Source organism: Paraburkholderia sartisoli (assembly GCF_900107685.1).
Lineage (GTDB): Bacteria > Pseudomonadota > Gammaproteobacteria > Burkholderiales > Burkholderiaceae > Paraburkholderia > Paraburkholderia sartisoli.
On sequence record NZ_FNRQ01000010.1, the window covers coordinates 51,778 to 72,528 of the forward strand.

The following is a 20,751-nucleotide window of genomic DNA, read 5'->3' on the forward strand; positions in this document are numbered from 1 at the left end:
GCAATCCGTCAGACGCAAGGATTCCAACATGACTTCGCTTTCCCTCGCTCCCGCACCCGTCGACGCGCTCACGCTCTACGGCCAGACCTTCGCGAGCCGCGTGCTGCTCGGCACGTCGCGCTATCCGTCGCTGCAGTCGCTGTCGGATTCGATCGACGCCGCGCGGCCCGGCATGGTCACCGTCGCGCTGCGCCGGCAGATGAACGAAGGCGGCGCGGAAGCCGGCTTCTTCGATCTGCTGAAGCGTCACGGCGTGCCGCTCCTGCCGAACACGGCGGGCTGCCAGACGGTCGGCGAGACGATCACGACCGCGCACATGGCGCGCGAAATCTTCGAGACCGACTGGATCAAGCTCGAACTGATCGGCGACGACTACACGCTGCAGCCGGATCCGGTCGGTCTGATCGAAGCGGCCGCGCAGCTCGTGAAGGATGGCTTCAAGGTGCTGCCGTACTGCACGGAGGATCTCGTGATCGGCCGGCGTCTGCTCGACGCCGGCTGCGAAGCGTTGATGCCGTGGGGTGCGCCGATCGGCACCGGCAAGGGCGTCGTGAATCCGTACGGCCTGCGCGTGCTGCGCGAACGGCTGCCCGACGTGCCGCTGATCGTCGACGCCGGGCTCGGCGTGCCGTCGCATGCGTGCCAGGTGATGGAGTGGGGCTTCGACGGCGTGCTGCTCAACACGGCGGTCTCGCAGGCGACGCATCCCGAGGCGATGGCGCGCGCGTTCGCGCTCGGCGTCGAAGCGGGGCGCGGCGCGTACGTCGCGGGTCCGATGGCCGAGCGCGAGACGGCGCACGCGAGTACGCCGGTTGTCGGCATGCCGTTCTGGCATCAGGACGGGAGCGCCGCATGACGCAGGCGCTGCCGCTGTCGGGCCGGGAATGCTTCTGGCCGCCGGCCGATGAACTCACCGAAGCGGCCGAATGCATCCGCGCCCGTCTCGGCGACTGGCCGCCGACGCATGCGCCGTGGCGCCTCTGCCTGACCGCGCCGGACGCGCCGAACGGTGGCGACCTGATCATCGTCGCCGATCTCAAGCATCACGGCGAGCACGTCGCGAAATGGCTGGTGCTGGGCGCGGGCGTGATCGAGGCGTCCGACCACGCGGCCACGCTGCACCTTGGCGGCGAGCGCTATCCGCTCGAAGGCCATCTTTCCGACGACTGGATCGCCGCGCTCGCCGCGTTCCTCGATTGCGGGTTCGAGCCGCACAACGCGCTGGTGCTCGCGATGGCATGGCGGGATGGCGACGAAACGGCGAGTGCCGATGCGTGGCCGGTCGACCTGTCGCGGTTTCCGCGCGTGCCGGGCCTGCCGCCGGCGCCGGCGCAGCCGTTCCCGCGCTGTCCCGACCGGCTCGGCCTGTATGCGGTGCTGCCGGACGCCGAATGGGTCGAGCGCGTGCTGGACTTCGGCGTGAAGACGGTCCAGCTACGCCACAAGGCCGCCGACGCCAGCCTCGCGGGCGAGATCGCGCGCAGCGTCGCGGCGGGACGCAAACACGACGCGCAGGTGTTCATCAACGATCACTGGCAGGCCGCGCTCGACGCGGGCGCGTACGGCGTTCACCTCGGCCAGGAGGACTTGCACACCGCCGACCTGCACACGCTGAGCGCCGCCGGCATTCGCGTCGGGCTGTCGACGCATGGTTATTACGAGATGCTGGTCGCGCTGCATTTCCGCCCGAGCTATCTCGCCTTCGGCGCGGTGTTCGCGACCACGACCAAAGCCCTGCCGACCGCGCCACAAGGCCTCGCGCGGCTCGCGCGCTACGTGCAGCTGCTGGACGGCGTCGTGCCGCTGGTAGCGATTGGCGGCATCGACGCCCAGATGCTGCCGGACGTGCTGGCGACGGGCGTCGGCAGCGCCGCGGTCGTGCGCGCCGTCACGGACGCCGCCGACCCGGCTGCGGCCGTTTCTGCGTTGCAACACGCCTTTCTGCAATAATTGGGGCATACCCTTAACGGGGACAGGGCGCGTCACGGCAGATTTTTCACGATGGCCCTATAATCCGGCCTTCTGTGTACCCCGTAAAAGGACTGTCAGCTTCGTGCCTTCCTCTTCCGAGACCCTCCTCGAGCTTCGCGACGTCGACTTCGGCTATGGCGACCGGCTCGTCCTGTCCGGCCTGAACCTGCGCTTTCAGCGCGGTCAGGTGGTTGCAGTCATGGGCGGCTCCGGGTGCGGCAAGACCACGGTGCTGCGTCTGATCGGCGGCCTCGTGCGCGCGACGCGCGGCCAGGTGCTGTTCCACGGGCACGACATCGGCGCGCAGACGCGCGACGGCCTGTACGCACTGCGCCGCAAGATGGGCATGCTGTTCCAGTTCGGCGCGCTTTTCACCGACATGTCGGTGTTCGAAAACGTCGCGTTCGCGCTGCGCGAACACACTGATCTGCCCGAAGAACTGATCCGCGATCTCGTGCTGATGAAGCTCAACGCCGTCGGCCTGCGTGGCGCACGCGATCTCACGCCTTCGGAGATTTCGGGCGGCATGGCGCGCCGCGTCGCGCTTGCCCGCGCCATCGCGCTCGATCCGCAACTGATGATGTACGACGAGCCGTTCGCCGGGCTCGATCCGATCTCGCTCGGCATCACCGCGAACCTGATTCGCGCGCTGAACAGCGCGCTCGGCGCCACGTCGATTCTCGTCACGCACGACGTGCCCGAATCGTTTGCCATCGCCGATTACGTCTATTTCCTCGCCAACGGCGGCGTGCATGCCGAAGGCACGCCGGCTGAACTGCGCGCATCGACCGATCCGACCGTGCGCCAGTTCATCGACGGCGCGCCCGACGGCCCGTTCAAATTCCACTACCCGAGCACAACGCCCCTCGCGGCGGACTTCGGCATCGGCGGAGGTCAGCCATGATCAGTGCGATTGGGCGCACGGTAATCGGCGGGCTTGGCACCGCCGGTTACGCGACGCGCATGTTCCTGCGTCTCGTGCTCGAATTTTTCCCGCTGCTGCGTCGTCCGCGACTTGTCACGAAGCAGATCCACTTCGTCGGCAATTATTCGCTGGTGATCATCGGCGTGTCGGGGCTGTTCGTCGGCTTCGTGCTGGGATTGCAGGGCTATTACACGCTGAACCGTTATGGCTCCGAGCAGGCGCTGGGGCTCCTCGTCGCGCTTTCGCTCGTGCGCGAACTCGGGCCGGTGGTGACCGCGCTGCTGTTCGCCGGGCGCGCGGGCACGTCGCTGACGGCCGAGATCGGGCTCATGAAAGCGGGTGAGCAGCTGACCGCGATGGAAATGATGGCGGTCGATCCGCTCAAGGTCGTCATCGCGCCGCGCCTGTGGGCCGGCATCATCGCGATGCCGGTGCTGGCCGCGATTTTCAGCGCGATTGGCGTGATCGGCGGGTATGTGGTGGGGGTGCTCATGATCGGCGTCGATGCCGGCGCGTTCTGGTCGCAGATGCAGGGCGGCGTCGACGTGTGGCGTGACGTCGGCAATGGCGTGATCAAGAGTATCGTGTTCGGTTTCGCGGTGACGTTCATCGCGCTGTTCCAGGGCTATGAAGCACAGCCCACTCCGGAAGGCGTCTCCCGCGCGACGACCAGAACTGTCGTGTACGGGTCGCTCGCCGTACTCGGCCTCGATTTCCTGCTGACCGCATTGATGTTCAGCTAAGACCGCGCGGGTTGCATCCGCGGGGCGGCGCGCGTGCGCCGCGCCACGTGGATGCGCCGCGCAGCGGCGGATTCTCTTTGGGATGACGATGAAAAAAACTGTTCTCGACTTCTGGGTCGGCCTGTTCGTGGTGCTGGGTTTCGTGGCGTTGCTGTTTCTCGCGCTGAAGGCCGGCAACATGAGCTCGCTGTCGTTTCAGGCGACTTACCCCGTCAAGCTCAAGTTCGACAATATCGGCGGATTGAAGCCGCGCGCACCGGTGAAAAGCGCGGGCGTGACCGTCGGCCGCGTGGCATCGATCGGCTTCGACAGCAACGCGTATCAGGCCGTCGTCACGATCGACATCGACCGTCAATACCAGTTTCCGAAGGACAGCTCGGCCAAGATCCTGACCTCGGGTCTGCTCGGCGAGCAGTACATCGGGCTCGAACCGGGCGGCGACAGCGAAATGCTGAAGGCGGGCGACACGATCGCGATGACGCAGTCGGCCATCGTGCTGGAAAACCTGATCGGACAGTTCCTGTACAGCAAGGCAGCGGATTCCGGCGCGTCGAAAGCCGGTTCGTCGGCGGCCCCCGCACCGGCGATGCCCGCCGCCCCAGCTGTTCCGGCGCCGGCGCCCGGGCCCGCTTCGGCATCGACATTGCCCGCCTCCGGCGCGGCAGGCCAATAAGGAGAATAAAAATGAAGACCATGCGCGCCCGCACCCTCACGCTTGCGCTGACGGCGGCGACGCTGACGGGGTGCGCGACCGTCCAGACGCCGACGAAGGAAGACCCGCTGGAAGGACTCAACCGGACGATCTTCACGTTCAACGACAAGGTCGACCAGTACGCGCTGAAGCCGGTGGCGCAGGGCTACGTGTACATCACGCCGCAGCCGGTGCGTGACAGCGTCACCAACTTTTTCTCGAACATCGGCGACGTGTACACCGCTGCGAACAACCTGCTGCAGCTGAAGATCACCGATGGTGTCGAGGACATCATGCGGATCGTGATCAACACGATTTTCGGCGTCGGCGGCCTGTTCGACGTGGCGACCCTCGCGAAGCTGCCGAAGCACAACCAGGATCTCGGGCTCACGATGGGGCACTACGGCGTGCCGCCGGGCCCGTATCTGGTGCTGCCGCTGTTCGGTCCGAGCACCGTGCGTGACGCGGTCGGCACGGTCGGTAACTACTATGTGAACCCGCTGTCGTACATTCACCCGGATGGCCTGAGCTGGGCGCTGTACGGTCTGAACATTGTCAGCACGCGCGCGAACCTGCTCGGCGCGAGCGACGTGCTCGACAACGCGGCGCTCGACAAATATTCGTTCGTGCGCAACGCTTATCTGCAACGTCGCCGGTATCTGATTTCGGATGGCTCGACGGCCGCGGGTGCGGCTCTGCCGGACTACGGCGACAATGCGCCGTTGCCGAAGTACGAGGACGTCGATGAAGGCGCGGCGGCCCCGGCGGCGGCCAGCGGTGCGGTGCCTTCGGCCCCGGCAGCGCCGGCGGCGGCGAGCGGTGTGGTGCCTTCGGGCACGCCGGCGGCAGCCGGTGGTGCGGTGCTCAACGGCCCCGCGCAGGGCGCGGCGCCGGCTGAGCCCGCGTCTGGCGCGGAAGTCGAGGATCAGGGCCAGGGTCAGGGTGGTCAGCAAACCCAGGTGCCGGCCGGCCAGATCGTGCCGCCGAAGTTTGATTTCCCGTCGCTCCGGCTGCGTTGAGCGGCATGAGTCAAATCCAGTAACACCTGGAAACGACTCTCGCAGTTGCGCGGTGGATTGCGGATGAACTCGCGTGCTATCGTCGGCTCAAAAGGTTGCCGTAATTTTTAACGCAGGGCTTGAAATGAAAAAATTCTTTCTGATTCCGTTGTTTGCCGCATTCTTTTCGTTCAGTACGGGCGCGTTTGCGCAAGCTGTCGATACCAGCTCGCCGGACGGCATGATCAAGACCGTCACGAGCCAGGTGATCGACGCCGTGCGAAGCGACAAGTCGATTCAGGCGGGCGATATCAGCCACATCACGGCGCTCGTCAACGAGAAGATCCTGCCGTACACCGACTTCCGCCGCACGACGCAACTCGCGATGGGCCGCAACTGGCGCACGGCGACGCCCGAGCAGCAGGCGCAGGTGGTCGAGCAGTTCAAGATGCTGCTGATCCGCACGTACTCGGGCGCGCTGGCCCAGGTGAAGGACCAGCAGATCCAGTACAAGCCGTTCCGCGCGAGTCCTGAGGATACCGACGTCGTGGTGCGCTCGGTCGTGATGAACAATGGCCAGCCGATCGAACTCGACTATCGCCTGTACAAGACGCCGCAGGGCTGGCGCGTCTATGACATCAACGTGCTCGGCGCGTGGCTGATCCAGGCGTACCAGCAGCAGTTCAACGAGCAGATCCAGCAGCACGGCGTGGACGGCCTGATCCAGTTCCTCACGCAGCGCAACCAGCAACTGGCAGCGGGCAAGGCGTCGTGAGCGACGTCGCGAACCACACGGCGAGCGCCACGGTGAACCTTGCGGCGAGCCGCTTCGAAACCGGCACGACGCTGACTCACGCGAGCGCGAAAGTCGCGCTCGCGGCGGGCCTCGCCCGCATCGCGGGTGGCGCGACCGGCGTCGACTGCGCGCCGCTCGCCCAGTTCGACTCCTCCGCGCTCGCCGTGCTGCTCGCATGGCAGCGCGCGGCGAGCGAGCGTGGCGCGCCGCTTCACATCACCAATCTGCCGGCTGGTCTCGCCAGTCTCGCGCAAGCCTACGGCGTCGATACCCTTCTGTCGGCGCGACATTGACGCTCGACGCGTCACATTCCCCTCTGTAGGGCCAGGTCGGCTGGTCGGACTTTGCCCTATAATCAAGCGTTTTTTGGGACTGTCAATCGGCCCCAATTTCCGTATTTCCCGCATCCCTAGTACCCATATGGCGCCGTCATTCATGCGGCGCACAGTCATGCCAGCCATAGAAATTCGTAACGTCAAGAAACGCTACAAGGATTTGCAGGCGCTCAAGGGCGTCAACTTCACGGTCGAAGAAGGTGAGTTTTTCGGGCTGCTCGGCCCGAATGGCGCGGGCAAGACGACGCTCATCAGCATCCTCGCGGGCCTCGCCCGTGCCGACGAAGGCAACATCGCGGTGCGCGGCCACGACGTGGTCGACGACTTCCGCGAAGCGCGCCGCGCGCTCGGCGTCGTGCCGCAGGAGCTCGTCTTCGATCCGTTCTTCACCGTGCGCGAGACGCTGCGCATCCAGTCTGGCTACTACGGTCTGCGCAACAACGACGCGTGGATCGACGAAGTGATGGCCAACCTCGACCTCACCGAAAAAGCCGACGCCAACATGCGCGCGCTGTCGGGCGGCATGAAGCGGCGCGTTCTCGTCGCGCAGGCGCTGGTGCATCGTCCGCCCGTGATCGTGCTCGACGAGCCGACCGCCGGCGTCGACGTCGAGCTGCGCCAGACACTCTGGAAGTTCATCTCCCGCCTGAATCGCGACGGCCACACGATCGTGCTGACCACGCACTATCTGGAAGAAGCCGAATCGCTGTGCGACCGCATCGCGATGCTGCGCCGTGGCGAGTTGGTCGCGCTCGAACGCACGAGCACGCTGCTGCAGCGCTTCGCCGGCCTGCAACTGTTCGTGCGGTTTGCCGCGGGCGCGTTGCCGCCCGATCTCAGGCCGCTCGAAGTCGATTCGCAGGGCGCGCAGGGCCGTCAGCACCTGCTGCGGCTCGCGAGCTATGACGACGTCGAGCGGATTCTCGCGCAGTGCCGCGCGGCAGGTTGCACGTTCGAGGAAATCGAGGTCCGCAAGGCCGATCTCGAGGACGTATTCGTTCAGGTGATGAACGGTCCGGAAGTGATCGAGGGGCTGGCATGAGCGGTTATAGCGGATTCGGTACGCTGTTCTACAAGGAAATCCTGCGGTTCTGGAAGGTGGCGTTTCAAACCGTGCTCGCGCCGGTCGTGACCGCGCTGCTGTATCTGACGATCTTCGGTCATGCGCTGAGCGGCCACGTGCAGGTGTATCCGGGCGTCGGCTACACGAGCTTTCTGATTCCCGGTCTCGTGATGATGAGCGTGTTGCAGAACGCGTTCGCGAACAGTTCGTCCTCGCTGATCCAGTCGAAGATCACCGGCAATCTCGTGTTCGTGCTGCTGCCGCCGCTCTCGCACGGCGAGATGTTCGGCGCCTACGTGCTGGCCGCGCTCGTGCGCGGTCTCGCGGTCGGCCTCGGCGTGTTCGTCGTGACGGTGTGCTTCATTCCGGTCAGCTTCGTGGCGCCGTTCTACATCATCGCTTTTGCGCTGCTCGGCGCGGCGATTCTCGCCACGCTCGGCCTGATCGCCGGCATCTGGGCGGAGAAGTTCGACCAGCTCGCGACGTTCCAGAATTTCCTGATTACGCCGCTCACGTTCCTTTCAGGCGTGTTCTACTCGACGCACACACTGCCGCCGGTGTGGCGCGAAGTGTCGCGGCTGAATCCTTTTTTCTACATGATCGACGGCTTTCGCTTCGGTTTCTTCGGGATGTCGGATATCGATCCGCTCGTGAGCCTTGCGATTGTCAGCGGTTTCTTTGTGGTGCTGGCCGTGCTGGCGATGCGCATGCTCGCAACCGGCTACAAGCTGCGCCACTGACGAGGAGCATTCCATGTTACCGACTCCCGAACAGGTCAAGAACTACATCGCCAATGGGCTCGCATGCGAGCACCTCGAAGTCGAAGGCGACGGTCAGCATTTCTTTGCGACGATCGTATCGAACAGCTTCGAAGGCAAGCGTCTGATTCAACGCCATCAACTTGTTTATGCGGCGCTCGGCGAACGCATGAAACAGGAAATTCACGCGCTCAGCATGAAGACGCTGACGCCCGCCGAATGGCAAAACGCGTAATCTGGAAAGTCAGTGCGAATTACTCAAGAAACACGCAGCGCCGGTCGTGGCGCCGCCATCATCAACCGGGCAGATCAGGAACAGACTGGCATGGACAAACTCGTTATCGTTGGGGGCCAGCGGCTCGCGGGTGAGATCGTTGTCTCCGGTGCAAAGAACGCGGCATTGCCGATCCTGTGCGCGGGCTTGCTGAGCGCCGATCCGGTTCATCTCGACAACGTGCCCGACCTGCAGGACGTGCGCACGATGCTGAAACTGTTGCGCCAGATGGGCATGCGCACCGAGGAAAGCGGCGGCCGCGTCGCGCTCGACGCATCGAAGGTCGACAACCTCGTCGCGCCGTACGAACTCGTGAAGACGATGCGCGCGTCGATTCTCGTGCTCGGACCGCTCCTCGCGCGCTTCGGCGAAGCGAAGGTGTCGCTGCCGGGCGGCTGCGCGATCGGCGCGCGTCCGGTCGACCAGCACATCAAGGGCCTGCAGGCGATGGGCGCCGAGATCAGCATCGAACACGGCTTTATCGAGGCGCGCGCGAAGCGCCTGAAGGGCACGCGCATCGTCACGGACATGATCACGGTGACCGGCACGGAAAACCTGCTGATGGCCGCCGTGCTCGCCGAAGGCGAAACGGTGATCGAAAACGCCGCGCGTGAGCCGGAAGTCGGCGACCTCGCGCAGCTGCTCGTCGCGATGGGCGCGCAGATCGAGGGCATCGGCACGGACCGTCTCGTCATCCAGGGCGTCGAGAAGCTGCACGGCGCGAAGCACACGGTCGTTCCGGACCGCATCGAAGCCGGCACGTTCCTGTGCGCGGTCGCGGCGGCGGGCGGCGACGTGGTGCTGCGTCACGTGCGCCCGCTGATTCTCGAAGCCGTGACGGAAAAGCTGCGCGAAGCCGGCGTCACGATCGAGGAAGGCGACGACTGGATGCGCGTGAAGATGAACCAGCGTCCGCATGCCGTGAGCGTGCGCACGTCGGAATATCCGGCGTTCCCGACCGACATGCAGGCGCAGTTCATGGCGCTCAACACGATCGCGAACGGCACCTCGCAGGTCGTCGAAACGATCTTCGAGAACCGCTTCATGCACGTGCAGGAGCTGAACCGCCTCGGCGCGAACATCACGATCGACGGCAACACGGCGCTCGTGAACGGCGTCGCCCAGCTGTCGGGCGCGAAGGTGATGGCGACCGATCTGCGCGCGTCGGCGAGTCTCGTGATCGCGGGCCTGTGCGCCGATGGCGAAACGCTGATCGACCGCATCTATCACCTTGACCGGGGCTACGACCGGATGGAAACGAAGCTGACGGCCGTCGGCGCGAAGGTGAGCCGTATTCACGGGAGCCAGGCATGAGCGCGGTGCCGCAAACGTCGTCGTCTCCGGCCGTGAATGCGCCGCTGACGCTCGCGCTGTCGAAAGGGCGTATCTTCGAGGAAACCGTGCCGCTGCTTGCCGCCGCGGGCATCGAGGTCACCGAGGATCCTGAAACGTCGCGCAAGCTGATCCTGCCGACGAACGATCCGAACGTGCGCGTCATCATCGTGCGCGCCACCGACGTGCCCACGTACGTCGAATACGGCGCCGCCGATTTCGGCGTGGCGGGCAAGGACGTGCTGCTCGAACACGGCGGCGGCGGCCTGTATCAGCCGATCGATCTCGATATCGCGCGTTGCCGGATGTCGGTGGCGGTGAAGGGCGGCTTCGATTACGCGAGCGCCGTGCGCCAGGGCGCGCGGCTGCGCGTCGCCACGAAGTACGTGGAAACCGCGCGCGAGCATTTTGCGGCGAAGGGCGTGCACGTCGACCTGATCAAGCTGTACGGATCGATGGAACTGGCTCCGCTCGTCGGTCTCGCCGATGCGATCGTCGATCTGGTGAGTTCGGGCGGCACGCTGCGCGCGAACAACCTGGTCGAAGTCGAGGAGATCATGCAGATCTCGTCGCGGCTCGTCGTGAATCAGGCGGCGCTCAAGCTCAAGCGCGCGGCGCTGCGCCCGATTCTCGATGCGTTCGAGCGCGCGTCGCACAGCTATAACGCGGCCGCCTGACCTGACCGGTCAAACGCGGCGGATACACAGCAACACGCAGCACCACACAGCAACAAGCAGCAGGCAACACCGCGCAGCACCTGAAGAATCCGCACGAGCAGTGCGCGCGCTTTACCGAAACGGATACCCGTATGTCTATCAAGATTCGCAAACTCGATTCCAGCGCCGCCGGTTTCCGTCAGGCGCTGCACGCGGTGCTCGCGTTCGAGGCGAGCGAGGATGAAGCGATCGAGCGCTCGGTCGCGCAGATTCTGGCCGACGTGAAGTCGCGCGGCGACGCTGCCGTGCTCGACTACACGAACCGCTTCGACCGGCTCGACGCACAGAGCGTCGAGGCGCTGGAGCTGCCGATGCCGGAACTCGAGGCGGCGCTCGAAGGCCTCGAGCCGAAGCGCCGGGCGGCGCTCGAAGCCGCCGCCGCCCGGGTGCGCGGGTATCACGAGAAGCAGAAGATCGAATGCGGCAGCCATAGCTGGCAGTACACGGAAGCCGACGGCACCGTGCTCGGCCAGAAGGTCACGCCGCTCGATCGCGCGGGCATCTATGTGCCGGGCGGCAAGGCGGCGTATCCGTCGTCGGTGCTGATGAACGCGATTCCGGCGCGCGTGGCCGGCGTGCGCGAGATCGTGATGGTCGTGCCGACGCCCGGCGGCGTGAAAAATCCGCTCGTGCTGGCCGCGGCGCTGCTGGGCGGCGTCGATCGCGTGTTCACGATCGGCGGCGCGCAGGCCGTGGCCGCGCTCGCGTACGGCACGCAAACCGTGCCGGCCGTCGACAAGATCTGCGGCCCGGGCAACGCGTACGTCGCGTCCGCGAAGCGCCGCGTGTTCGGCACGGTCGGCATCGACATGATCGCCGGCCCGTCGGAAATCCTCGTGCTGTGCGATGGCACCACCGACCCGCGCTGGGTCGCGATGGACCTGTTCTCGCAGGCCGAACACGACGAACTCGCGCAGTCGATCCTGCTGTGTCCGGACGACGCGTTCATCAGCCGGGTGCAGGACGCGATCGACGAGCTCCTGCCCACCATGCCGCGTCAGGACGTGATCCGCGCTTCGCTCGAAGGGCGCGGCGCGCTGATCAAGGTGCGCGACATGGCCGAAGCCTGCGCGATCGCCAACGACATCGCACCGGAGCATCTGGAAATCTCCGCGCTCGAGCCGCATCAATGGGGCAAGCTGATTCGCCACGCCGGCGCGATCTTCCTTGGCCGCTACACCAGCGAAAGCCTCGGCGACTACTGCGCGGGGCCGAATCACGTGCTGCCTACGTCTCGTACCGCACGGTTTTCGTCGCCGCTCGGCGTCTATGATTTCTTCAAGCGATCGAGCGTGATCGAGGTCAGCGCCGAAGGCGCGCAGACGCTCGGCGAGATCGCGGCGGAACTGGCATACGGCGAAGGCCTTCCCGCCCACGCGCGTAGCGCCGAATACCGGATGAGACAGAGCGGCTGAGCGCAACACCGCGTTCATCGCGGGTAACACAACAAACAAGAATACTGGCCAACCAGGGCGGCGCGCATGCCGCCCGTGTCAGGCTGGCGCGCCGCGCGCGCCGGCCCACCCCATCATGACGACACCACAAGACATCATCCGTCGCGACGTGCTCGCGATGACCAGCTATCCCGTGCCCGACGCGACCGGCTTCATCAAGCTGGACGCGATGGAAAATCCGTTTACGCTGCCACCGGTGCTGGCCGCGCATCTCGGCGAGCACCTGGCTGGCGTCGCGCTGAACCGTTATCCGGCGCCGCGTCCGGAAGCGCTGATCGAAAAGATCAAGCGCGCGATGAACGTGCCCGCTTCGTGCGACGTGCTGCTCGGCAACGGCTCGGACGAGATCATCAGCATGATCTCGATGGTGTGCGCGAACCCCGGCGCGAAAGTGCTGGCGCCGGTGCCGGGCTTCGTCATGTATCAGATGTCCGCGAAACTGGCGCACCTGGAGTTCATCGGTGTGCCGTTGAAGTCCGATTTCACGCTCGACGCCGACGCGATGATCGCGGCAATCGCCGAACATCAGCCGGCCATTGTCTATCTGGCCTACCCGAACAACCCGACCGGCACGCTCTACGACGACGCCGACATGGAGCGCATCATCGCGGCGGCGACCCGGAGCCTCGTCGTGATCGACGAGGCCTATCAGCCGTTCGCGCAGCAAAGCTGGCTACCGCGCGCCGACCAGTTCGACAACGTCGTCGTGATGCGCACGGTGTCGAAACTCGGTCTTGCCGGAATCCGGCTGGGCTACCTGGCGGGCCGCCCGACGTGGCTCAACGAGATCGACAAGGTGCGCCCGCCATATAACGTCAACGTGCTGACGCAGGCAGCCGCGAGCTTCCTGCTCGATCATATCGACGTGCTCGACTCGCAGGCCGCCGAACTGCGCGCGCAGCGCACGAAGCTGGCCGGGGCCGTGGCCGCGCTGCCGGGCGCCGAAGTGTTCCCGAGCGCCGGCAATTTCCTGCTGGTGCGCGTGCCGGACGCGTCAATCCTGTTCGAGACGCTGCTGACAGCGCGGATATTGATCAAAAACGTGGGTAAAATGCACCCATTGCTGGCCAATTGTGTGCGTTTGACGGTCGGATCGGCCGAAGAAAACGCCCAGTTGCTCGCCGCATTGAAGCTCGTGCTGCATTGACCGCCAGCGTCCAGCCGCACGCATTGACAGCCTCCATTTTCTAGTTCGATTCAAGGAATTCCCATGCGCCAGGCGGAAGTCGTTCGCAACACCAGCGAAACGCAGATCCGTGTGAAGATCAATCTGGACGGCACCGGCGTGCAGAAGCTCGCCACCGGCGTCCCGTTTCTCGACCACATGCTCGACCAGATCGCGCGGCATGGGTTGTTCGATCTCGACATCGAAGCGCATGGCGACCTGCATATCGACGACCATCACACCGTCGAAGACACCGGCATCACGCTCGGCCAGGCCGTCGCGAAGGCGATCGGCGACCGCAAGGGCATCCGCCGCTATGGCCACGCGTACGTGCCGCTCGACGAAGCGCTGTCGCGCGTCGTGATCGACTTTTCCGGCCGTCCGGGCCTCGAATTCCATGTGCCGTTCACGCGCGCGCGCATCGGCACGTTCGACGTCGATCTCTCCATCGAATTCTTCCGCGGCTTCGTGAACCACGCGGGCGTGACGCTTCATGTCGACAATCTCCGCGGCCTGAACGCCCATCACCAGATGGAAACCGTGTTCAAGGCCTTTGGCCGGGCGCTGCGGATGGCCGTCGAGATGGATGAACGCGCGGCGGGGCAGATTCCGTCGACCAAGGGAAGTCTGTAAAAGACATACCGGACCGGCGACGCTCTCGCGCGCCGGCTAGCGATGGATATCATCAAGTCGTTTATTTCGCTGCTGGCGCTGATCAATCCGGTCGGCGCCATCCCGTTCTTTTTGAGCCTCACCGCGCAGCAATCGGACACCGAGCGGCGCCGCACGATCCGTATCGCATCGATTTCGGTGTTCTGCGTGATCGGCGTGACGACGATGCTCGGCCAGCAGATCATCAGCTTCTTTGGCATCTCGGTGGGGTCGCTCGAAGTGGGCGGCGGCATCATCATGCTGCTGATGGCGATCAACATGCTGAACGCGCAGATCGGCAACAGCCGCTCGACGCCGGAAGAGCGCCACGAGGCCGAGCAGAAGGACAACGTCGCGGTCGTGCCGCTGGCGATTCCGCTATTGACCGGGCCGGGTGCGATCAGCACGGTCATCGTCTATTCGGCCAGTTCACATCATTGGTACGACCGGGTTAGTCTTGTGGCTATCGGCGCGGTTCTCGCGGTGATCTGCTTCTTTTCGCTGCGGCTTGCCGAACCGATCGCCCGCTGGGTCGGTCGCACGGGGATCAATATCGGCACGCGGCTGATGGGGTTGATGTTGTCGGCACTGGCGGTGGAATTCATCGTCGACGGATTAAAGGCATTGCTGCCGAACTTGAGATGAAGACTTCAATTGCAATTGTGGATTACGGCATGGGCAACCTGCGCTCGGTGGCGCAGGCGCTGAAACAGGCCGCGCCCGAAGCGGACGTGGCAATCGTCGACCGGCCGGAAGCGATCCGCTCGGCCGACCGCGTCGTGCTGCCGGGCCAGGGCGCGATGCGCGACTGCATGCGCTCGCTCTCCGAATCCGGCCTGCAGGACGCCGTGATCGAGGCGTCGCGCTCGAAGCCGCTGATGGGCGTATGCGTCGGCGAGCAGATGCTGTTCGACTGGAGCGCCGAGGGCGATACGCGCGGGCTCGGGCTGATGCCGGGCAAGGTCGTGCGCTTCGAGCTGGACGGCCAGCTGCAGGACGACGGCTCGCGCTTCAAGGTGCCGCAGATGGGCTGGAACCGCGTGCGCCAGGCGCAGCCGCATCCGTTGTGGGACGGCGTGCCGGACAACAGCTTTTTTTACTTCGTACACAGCTATTACGTGGTGCCGGACGATGCCGCACATACGTCGGGCGAAACCGTGTACGGTGTGCCTTTTACGTCAGCGGTGGCGCGGGACAACATTTTCGCGACCCAGTTTCACCCGGAAAAGAGCGCCAGCGCGGGTTTGCGCATGTATCGCAACTTCGTCCACTGGAACCCGTGAACGTGTTCTGGCTTCCTCGTCGTCCAATGCGCCTTACCCGGCGTGGACGTCACGGCATCGGGCGAACCCGGCCCAATGCCGGCAAGGATGCTGAAAGACTTGTACTAAACTAGCGAGACGGCGCTGATGCCTGCCTGCGGGCTGGCGCCGACATTCAACTTCTTCCCAGACAACACCCGATTGCTATGCTGCTGATTCCGGCCATCGACCTGAAAGACGGTCAGTGTGTACGCCTCAAACAAGGCGATATGGACCAGGCGACGATTTTCTCCGAAGAGCCGGCGGCGATGGCCCGACATTGGGTCAACCGCGGCGCGCGGCGCCTGCATCTCGTCGATCTGAACGGCGCGTTCGCCGGCAAGCCGCGAAACGAAGATGCGATCCGCGCGATCATCGACGAAGTCGGCGGCGAGATTCCCGTCCAGCTGGGCGGCGGTATCCGCGACCTGAACACGATCGAGCGCTATCTCGACGACGGCCTGTCCTACGTCATCATCGGCACGGCCGCCGTGAAGAACCCGGGCTTCCTGCAGGACGCCTGCACGGCGTTCGGCGGCCATATCATCGTCGGGCTGGATGCGAAGGACGGCAAGGTCGCCACCGACGGCTGGAGCAAGCTGACCGGCCACGAAGTGGTGGATCTGGGCCGCAAGTTCGAGGACTACGGCTGCGAATCGATCATCTACACCGACATCGGCCGCGACGGCATGCTCCAGGGCATCAACATCGAAGCGACGGTGCGCCTCGCGCGCGCGGTGAAGATTCCGGTGATCGCAAGCGGCGGCCTGTCGAACCTCACCGATATCGAATCGCTGTGCGAAGTCGAAGGCGAGGGTATCGAAGGCGTGATCTGCGGGCGCGCGATCTACTCGGGCGACCTCGATTTCGCGGCCGCGCAGACGCATGCGGACCGGCTGCGCGAATCCGACGACGCCTGAAGCGGGGCGCGTCTTTCGTGCGCTGCTGCCGGCGCGGGCGGCCGGACACGCCGCCGCGGCATCCGGTAACGGGCACCCCGTCGCTCGTGGCGAGCGGCTTCATCAGCGGCACTGGCAAGAATTTGCAAGATCATGGCTCTAGCTAAACGCATCATCCCCTGTCTCGACGTCACCGCTGGACGCGTGGTGAAGGGCGTCAACTTCGTCGAACTGCGCGATGCGGGCGACCCGGTCGAAATCGCGCGTCGCTACGACGATCAGGGCGCCGACGAACTCACCTTCCTCGACATCACCGCGACTTCCGACCAGCGCGACCTGATCCTGCCGATCATCGAGGCGGTCGCGTCGCAGGTGTTCATTCCGCTCACGGTCGGCGGCGGCGTGCGCGCGGTCGCGGACGTGCGGCGGCTGCTCAACGCCGGCGCGGACAAGATCAGCATGAACTCGTCGGCGGTCGCGAACCCGCAGCTCGTGCGCGACGCGACGGACAAATACGGCTCGCAGTGCATCGTCGTCGCGATCGACGCGAAGCGCGTGTCGCAGGAAGGCGAGGCGCCGCGCTGGGAAGTGTTCACGCACGGCGGGCGCAAGGCCACCGGGCTCGACGCGATCGAGTGGGCCCGCAAGATGGCCGGACTCGGCGCGGGCGAGATCCTGCTGACCAGCATGGACCGCGACGGCACGAAAAGCGGCTTCGATCTGGCGCTTACGCGCGCGGTATCGGACGCGGTGCCGGTTTCGGTGATCGCTTCGGGCGGCGTCGGCTCGCTGCAGCATCTGGCCGATGGCATCACGGAAGGCCGCGCGGACGCCGTGCTGGCCGCCAGCATCTTCCACTATGGCGAGCACACTGTCGGCGAGGCCAAGCGCTTCATGGCCGATCAGGGCATTTCAGTGAGGTTGACGTGAACGCGTCCGCGGAAAACTGGCTGGACAGGGTCAAATGGGACGCGAACGGCCTCGTGCCGGTCATCGCCCAGGAAGCCACGACGAACGACGTGCTGATGTTCGCGTGGATGAACCGCGAAGCGCTCGCCAAAACCATCGAACTGGGCCGCGCCGTGTATTTCTCGCGCTCGCGCCAGCGCCTGTGGTTCAAGGGCGAAGAGTCCGGCCACGTCCAGAACGTGCATGAAGTGCGGCTCGACTGCGACGAAGACGTCGTGCTGCTGAAGGTCGAGCAGGTGTCGGGCATCGCGTGCCACACCGGCCGTCACTCGTGTTTTTTCCAGAAATTCGAAGGCTCGGCTGACGACGGCGAATGGGTTGCCGTCGAACCGGTGCTGAAAGACCCCGAACACATCTACAAATGACGCAATCCACGCAATCCACTCCCACGACGACCGATACGCTGCTGCGCCTCGCTGCCATCATCGACAGCCGCAAGGGTGGCGACCCGGACACGTCGTATGTCTCGCGCCTGTTCGACAAGGGCGACGACGCGGTGTTGAAGAAAATCGGCGAGGAAGCGACCGAGGTCGTGCTCGCGGCCAAGGACACGCGTCACGGCGGCGCGCCGACGGCGCTGGTCGGCGAAGTGGCCGATCTGTGGTTTCATTGTCTCGTGATGCTGTCGCATTTCGATCTGGGCCCGGCGGAAGTGCTCGCTGAACTCGAGCGTCGCGAAGGCACCTCGGGCATCGAGGAAAAAGCCCTGCGCAAAAGCCGCGAGCGCGAGCAGAACGGCGACTAGGGCGGCAACCGGAATCGCAACTGGAGCCGCAGGCGGGGATGGCAGTCGAAGACCCGCCGCACGCGCCCGGCATGTACACGTGCAAGCCAGCTGAACTGAGAAGGAGACGCAGAGATGGAACAGTCGCAGGGCGGATACCCGCCTCCGTCTTACCAGAGCGTGACCGAAATCGATCGCCAGCGGAGCCTTCGCACGCTCACGCATATCCTGTACGGTCTCTACGCGATCTACTGGCTGACCGGCGGTCTGACCGCGCTGGTCGCGATCATCATCAACTATGTCAAACGGCCCGATGTGACCGGAACGCCCTTTGAAGCGCACTTCAACTGGCAGATCCGCACCTTCTGGTGGGGCTTGCTCGGTCACGTGATCGGAATCGCGCTTTTCATCGTGCTGATCGGCGTGCCGATTCTGTGGGCTGTCGCGATCTGGATGTTGTACCGTATTATCAAAGGCTGGCTTTATCTGTACGACAACAAGCCATTGATGAATCCGCGCGCGTGGTTTTGACCGTATCCATCCTGAGGCCACCCGCGTCAGCGTTTCACTGAGACCATGAGCCACGACACTTCTAGTTGCCTGTTCTGCAAGATCGCCGCTGGCGATATTCCCTCGACCAAAGTGCATGAGGACGACGAGTTCGTCGCGTTTCGCGATATCCGTCCGGCGGCCGAAACCCACGTGCTCGTCATTCCCCGCAAGCATATCGAAACGCTGTCGAACTGCACGCAGGACGACTCGGCCCTGCTTGGTAGAATGCTTGTACTGGTCGCGCGTCTCGCCGACAAACTGGGCGTGGCGTACACCGGTGGCGAAACCGGCTTTCGCACGGTCATCAATACCGGTCCCGGCGGCGGGCAGGAGGTGTATCACCTGCACGCACACATCCTGGCAGGACCGCGCCCGTGGCAGCGCATGGGGTGAGGCCGGCGCGGCGCAGGCGTACACGATACGCCGCGCGGCGACAACCGCGCTTCGCGGCGGGATTTTGGCCGCGCACAATGGCGGGCTGGCAAAAAGTGGCGATCAGCCGGTTGCAATGTAATAACGCGGGCGGGCTGATCCATTCATAATGAAGCGAACGTGCGACCGGTGGTTTTCGGCAGTATCGTAGACATGGGACGCGAGCGCTTCGAATCATGCCGCAAGGCAGACGATGTTCGCCGCGAATGAGCGTACAGACGCGGCGGCGGGGTTAAGGAGAGTTTTCATGGGTTCGTTGAGTATTTGGCACTGGCTGATCGTGTTGCTGATTGTGGCGCTGGTGTTCGGCACGAAGAAACTGCGCAACATCGGTACCGATCTGGGCGGCGCGGTGAAGGGTTTCAAGGAAGGCATGAAGGAAGCTGAAACGCCCGCCGATGCGCAGGCGCGTGAATTGCCGCGCACGGGCACCGTCGATGTCGACACCAAGGAAAAAGCGCCGCATTCCGGCGACTCCCGCTAAAAACGCGGCAGCCCCGCACTGACGGAAAGCTCATTCCATGCTGGACCTCGGTCTAACCAAGATGGCGCTGATCGGCGTCGTCGCGCTGGTCGTGCTCGGGCCGGAGCGCCTGCCGCGCGTCGCACGCACGGCTGGCGCGCTGTTCGGGCGCGCCCAGCGCTATATCAACGACGTGAAGTCCGAAGTCACGCGTGAGATCGAGCTGGACGAACTGCGCCGCATGAAGACGGAGTTCGAATCGGCTGCCAGCGGCGTCGAGAGCACGATCCACGACAATCTGCGCAAGCACGAGTCCGAACTGAACGACGCGTGGAATGCCGGCACGTCGGTATCGTCGAGTATTGCAGGCGGCGGGTCCGGATACGACGCGTCTTCCACCGACGGCACGTCATGGCGCAGCACGATCACCTCCACACCGAAGCGCAAGAACTGGCGCGTCAAGCAGACGGCGGCGCCGACCTGGTACAAGCGCGCCACCTTGCGGCGCACCCGCGTGCAGTCGGGGGCGGCGCGCGTCGCGCGGCACACGCCGGTGAGCCTGCGCCGTCCGACACGCTTCTTCTGATGTCCCCAGCGAAACACTTCAACCGAGGGCCGGCGTGAGCGACCCGCAGCAAAACCAGGGCGAAGCCCCTGAAGAAACCTTCATCTCGCATCTCGTCGAACTACGCGATCGCATCATCCGGGCGGGCATCTCGGTCATCGTCGTATTTCTCGGGCTGGTCTACTGGGCGCCGGACATCTTCCGGCTGCTCGCGCGCCCGCTGATGCAGAACCTGCCCAAGGACGGCAAGATGATCGTCACCGACGTCACCGGCTCGTTCTTCGTGCCGATGAAGGTGACGATGCTCGTCGCGCTGGTGATCGCGCTGCCGTTCGTGCTGTACCAGATATGGGCGTTCGTCGCGCCGGGGCTCTATCAGCATGAGAAGAAGCTGGTGACGCCGCTCGTCGGCAGCAGCTACGTGCTGTTCCTGTGCGGGATGGCGTTTGCGTACTTCGTCGTGTTTCCGACGATTTTCCGCGTGATGGCGCACTACAACGCGCCGCTCGGCGCGGAAATGACCACCGATATCGACAACTACCTGAGCTTCGTGCTGACGATGTTCATCGCGTTCGGCGTGACGTTCGAGGTGCCGATCGTCGTCGTGCTGCTCGTGCGCATGGGCATCCTGTCGATCAAGAAGCTCAAGGAGATCCGTCCGTATGTGATCGTCGGCGCGTTTGTGGTTTCCGCTGTCGTGACGCCACCGGACGTGTTTTCGCAGCTGATCCTCGCGGTTCCGCTGATCATCCTGTACGAAGCGGGGATCATCGCGGCGCGGTTGATCGTCGGTAAACAGCCGGTCGTGAAGGAAGAAGAAAGCTCGCCGACGAGCTAGCCTTCAAGGCTCGCGTCCTCGCGCTCTCGCTTGGGGTTGCGATTGCCGGAAAAGCAAAAAGGCAGCCAGTGTGGCTGCCTTTTTGCTTTCGTTCATATGTGCTGCCGAGGCCCAATCGACTGGGAGAATCCATTCA

27 protein-coding genes are annotated in these 20,751 nt (G+C 64.7%); all 27 read left to right on the forward strand.

All coding sequences use genetic code 11. From position 1 onward, the window contains the following. Window positions 1-28 precede the first annotated feature (28 nt). The 27 genes from BLV45_RS23905 (at window position 29) to tatC (ending at window position 20,615) form a co-directional block, all read left to right on the forward strand. Entirely contained in the window at window positions 29-856 is an 828-nt protein-coding gene (locus BLV45_RS23905) for a thiazole synthase (RefSeq protein ID WP_090537264.1), read from the forward strand. After that, on the forward strand, window positions 853-1,950 hold the full coding sequence (gene thiE / locus BLV45_RS23910; protein WP_090537266.1) for a thiamine phosphate synthase: 1,098 nt from the start codon (window positions 853-855) through the stop codon (window positions 1,948-1,950). Before BLV45_RS23905 ends, thiE begins: the two co-directional genes overlap by 4 nt. Before the next feature lie 103 nt (window positions 1,951-2,053). After that, window positions 2,054-2,875, forward strand: coding sequence for an ABC transporter ATP-binding protein (locus BLV45_RS23915; protein WP_090537267.1), 822 nt, complete (start codon window positions 2,054-2,056; stop codon window positions 2,873-2,875). Further along, window positions 2,872-3,639 carry a lipid asymmetry maintenance ABC transporter permease subunit MlaE gene (mlaE, locus tag BLV45_RS23920; protein WP_090537269.1) on the forward strand — a complete coding sequence of 256 codons (768 nt, stop codon included), beginning with the start codon at window positions 2,872-2,874 and terminating at the stop codon, window positions 3,637-3,639. Before BLV45_RS23915 ends, mlaE begins: the two co-directional genes overlap by 4 nt. An 88-nt stretch (window positions 3,640-3,727) precedes the next feature. After that, window positions 3,728-4,312 carry an outer membrane lipid asymmetry maintenance protein MlaD gene (gene mlaD / locus BLV45_RS23925; protein ID WP_090537447.1) on the forward strand — a complete coding sequence of 195 codons (585 nt, stop codon included), beginning with the start codon at window positions 3,728-3,730 and terminating at the stop codon, window positions 4,310-4,312. 11 nt (window positions 4,313-4,323) lie between these two features. Next, window positions 4,324-5,349, forward strand: a complete 1,026-nt coding sequence (locus tag BLV45_RS23930; protein WP_090537271.1) for an MlaA family lipoprotein — start codon at window positions 4,324-4,326, stop codon at window positions 5,347-5,349. A gap of 124 nt (window positions 5,350-5,473) precedes the next feature. Then, window positions 5,474-6,103: an MlaC/ttg2D family ABC transporter substrate-binding protein gene (locus tag BLV45_RS23935; protein WP_090537273.1), complete on the forward strand. Its 630-nt coding sequence runs from the start codon at window positions 5,474-5,476 to the stop codon at window positions 6,101-6,103. Continuing rightward, a complete protein-coding gene (locus BLV45_RS23940) occupies window positions 6,100-6,417 on the forward strand; it encodes an STAS domain-containing protein (RefSeq protein ID WP_245753515.1) in 318 nt (105 codons plus the stop codon). The genes BLV45_RS23935 and BLV45_RS23940 overlap by 4 nt, the downstream gene beginning before the upstream one ends. A gap of 157 nt (window positions 6,418-6,574) precedes the next feature. Next, window positions 6,575-7,501 (forward strand): ABC transporter ATP-binding protein, encoded by a 927-nt coding sequence (locus BLV45_RS23945; protein WP_090537275.1) that lies wholly within the window; start codon window positions 6,575-6,577, stop codon window positions 7,499-7,501. Continuing rightward, complete coding sequence (locus BLV45_RS23950) at window positions 7,498-8,262, forward strand: ABC transporter permease (RefSeq protein WP_090537277.1); 765 nt, start codon at window positions 7,498-7,500, stop codon at window positions 8,260-8,262. The genes BLV45_RS23945 and BLV45_RS23950 overlap by 4 nt, the downstream gene beginning before the upstream one ends. Before the next feature lie 13 nt (window positions 8,263-8,275). Then, window positions 8,276-8,515: a BolA family protein gene (locus BLV45_RS23955; protein WP_090537279.1), complete on the forward strand. Its 240-nt coding sequence runs from the start codon at window positions 8,276-8,278 to the stop codon at window positions 8,513-8,515. A gap of 90 nt (window positions 8,516-8,605) precedes the next feature. Continuing rightward, window positions 8,606-9,868 carry a UDP-N-acetylglucosamine 1-carboxyvinyltransferase gene (gene murA / locus BLV45_RS23960; protein WP_090537281.1) on the forward strand — a complete coding sequence of 421 codons (1,263 nt, stop codon included), beginning with the start codon at window positions 8,606-8,608 and terminating at the stop codon, window positions 9,866-9,868. After that, the gene (gene hisG, locus BLV45_RS23965) at window positions 9,865-10,563 is read left to right on the forward strand and encodes an ATP phosphoribosyltransferase (protein WP_090537283.1); all 699 of its coding nucleotides are present in this window, start codon (window positions 9,865-9,867) and stop codon (window positions 10,561-10,563) included. Before murA ends, hisG begins: the two co-directional genes overlap by 4 nt. Before the next feature lie 131 nt (window positions 10,564-10,694). Next, window positions 10,695-12,017 carry a histidinol dehydrogenase gene (gene hisD, locus BLV45_RS23970; RefSeq protein ID WP_090537285.1) on the forward strand — a complete coding sequence of 441 codons (1,323 nt, stop codon included), beginning with the start codon at window positions 10,695-10,697 and terminating at the stop codon, window positions 12,015-12,017. A gap of 115 nt (window positions 12,018-12,132) precedes the next feature. Continuing rightward, window positions 12,133-13,203: a histidinol-phosphate transaminase gene (gene hisC, locus BLV45_RS23975; protein WP_090537287.1), complete on the forward strand. Its 1,071-nt coding sequence runs from the start codon at window positions 12,133-12,135 to the stop codon at window positions 13,201-13,203. A 63-nt stretch (window positions 13,204-13,266) separates the two neighbouring features. Beyond that, a complete protein-coding gene (gene hisB / locus BLV45_RS23980) occupies window positions 13,267-13,854 on the forward strand; it encodes an imidazoleglycerol-phosphate dehydratase HisB (RefSeq protein WP_090537289.1) in 588 nt (195 codons plus the stop codon). 42 nt (window positions 13,855-13,896) lie between these two features. Beyond that, entirely contained in the window at window positions 13,897-14,517 is a 621-nt protein-coding gene (locus tag BLV45_RS23985; RefSeq protein WP_090537291.1) for a YchE family NAAT transporter, read from the forward strand. Further along, complete coding sequence (hisH, locus tag BLV45_RS23990; protein ID WP_090537293.1) at window positions 14,514-15,155, forward strand: imidazole glycerol phosphate synthase subunit HisH; 642 nt, start codon at window positions 14,514-14,516, stop codon at window positions 15,153-15,155. The genes BLV45_RS23985 and hisH overlap by 4 nt, the downstream gene beginning before the upstream one ends. 185 nt (window positions 15,156-15,340) lie before the next feature. Beyond that, window positions 15,341-16,093 carry a 1-(5-phosphoribosyl)-5-[(5-phosphoribosylamino)methylideneamino]imidazole-4-carboxamide isomerase gene (hisA, locus tag BLV45_RS23995; protein WP_090537294.1) on the forward strand — a complete coding sequence of 251 codons (753 nt, stop codon included), beginning with the start codon at window positions 15,341-15,343 and terminating at the stop codon, window positions 16,091-16,093. Window positions 16,094-16,225: 132 nt separating this feature from the next. Next, a complete protein-coding gene (gene hisF, locus BLV45_RS24000) occupies window positions 16,226-17,002 on the forward strand; it encodes an imidazole glycerol phosphate synthase subunit HisF (protein WP_090537296.1) in 777 nt (258 codons plus the stop codon). Then, window positions 16,999-17,406 carry a phosphoribosyl-AMP cyclohydrolase gene (hisI, locus tag BLV45_RS24005; protein ID WP_090537299.1) on the forward strand — a complete coding sequence of 136 codons (408 nt, stop codon included), beginning with the start codon at window positions 16,999-17,001 and terminating at the stop codon, window positions 17,404-17,406. Before hisF ends, hisI begins: the two co-directional genes overlap by 4 nt. Then, window positions 17,403-17,786: a phosphoribosyl-ATP diphosphatase gene (locus BLV45_RS24010; protein ID WP_090537301.1), complete on the forward strand. Its 384-nt coding sequence runs from the start codon at window positions 17,403-17,405 to the stop codon at window positions 17,784-17,786. Before hisI ends, BLV45_RS24010 begins: the two co-directional genes overlap by 4 nt. Before the next feature lie 114 nt (window positions 17,787-17,900). Next, window positions 17,901-18,296 carry a DUF4870 family protein gene (locus BLV45_RS24015; RefSeq protein WP_090537303.1) on the forward strand — a complete coding sequence of 132 codons (396 nt, stop codon included), beginning with the start codon at window positions 17,901-17,903 and terminating at the stop codon, window positions 18,294-18,296. A gap of 45 nt (window positions 18,297-18,341) precedes the next feature. Further along, on the forward strand, window positions 18,342-18,710 hold the full coding sequence (locus BLV45_RS24020) for a histidine triad nucleotide-binding protein (protein ID WP_090537305.1): 369 nt from the start codon (window positions 18,342-18,344) through the stop codon (window positions 18,708-18,710). Between the two features lie 286 nt (window positions 18,711-18,996). Beyond that, window positions 18,997-19,233 (forward strand): Sec-independent protein translocase subunit TatA, encoded by a 237-nt coding sequence (tatA, locus tag BLV45_RS24025; protein WP_090537307.1) that lies wholly within the window; start codon window positions 18,997-18,999, stop codon window positions 19,231-19,233. Between the two features lie 37 nt (window positions 19,234-19,270). Next, a complete protein-coding gene (gene tatB / locus BLV45_RS24030; protein WP_090537309.1) occupies window positions 19,271-19,798 on the forward strand; it encodes a Sec-independent protein translocase protein TatB in 528 nt (175 codons plus the stop codon). Between the two features lie 34 nt (window positions 19,799-19,832). Continuing rightward, window positions 19,833-20,615: a twin-arginine translocase subunit TatC gene (tatC, locus tag BLV45_RS24035; RefSeq protein WP_090537310.1), complete on the forward strand. Its 783-nt coding sequence runs from the start codon at window positions 19,833-19,835 to the stop codon at window positions 20,613-20,615. Window positions 20,616-20,751: the final 136 nt, after the last annotated feature.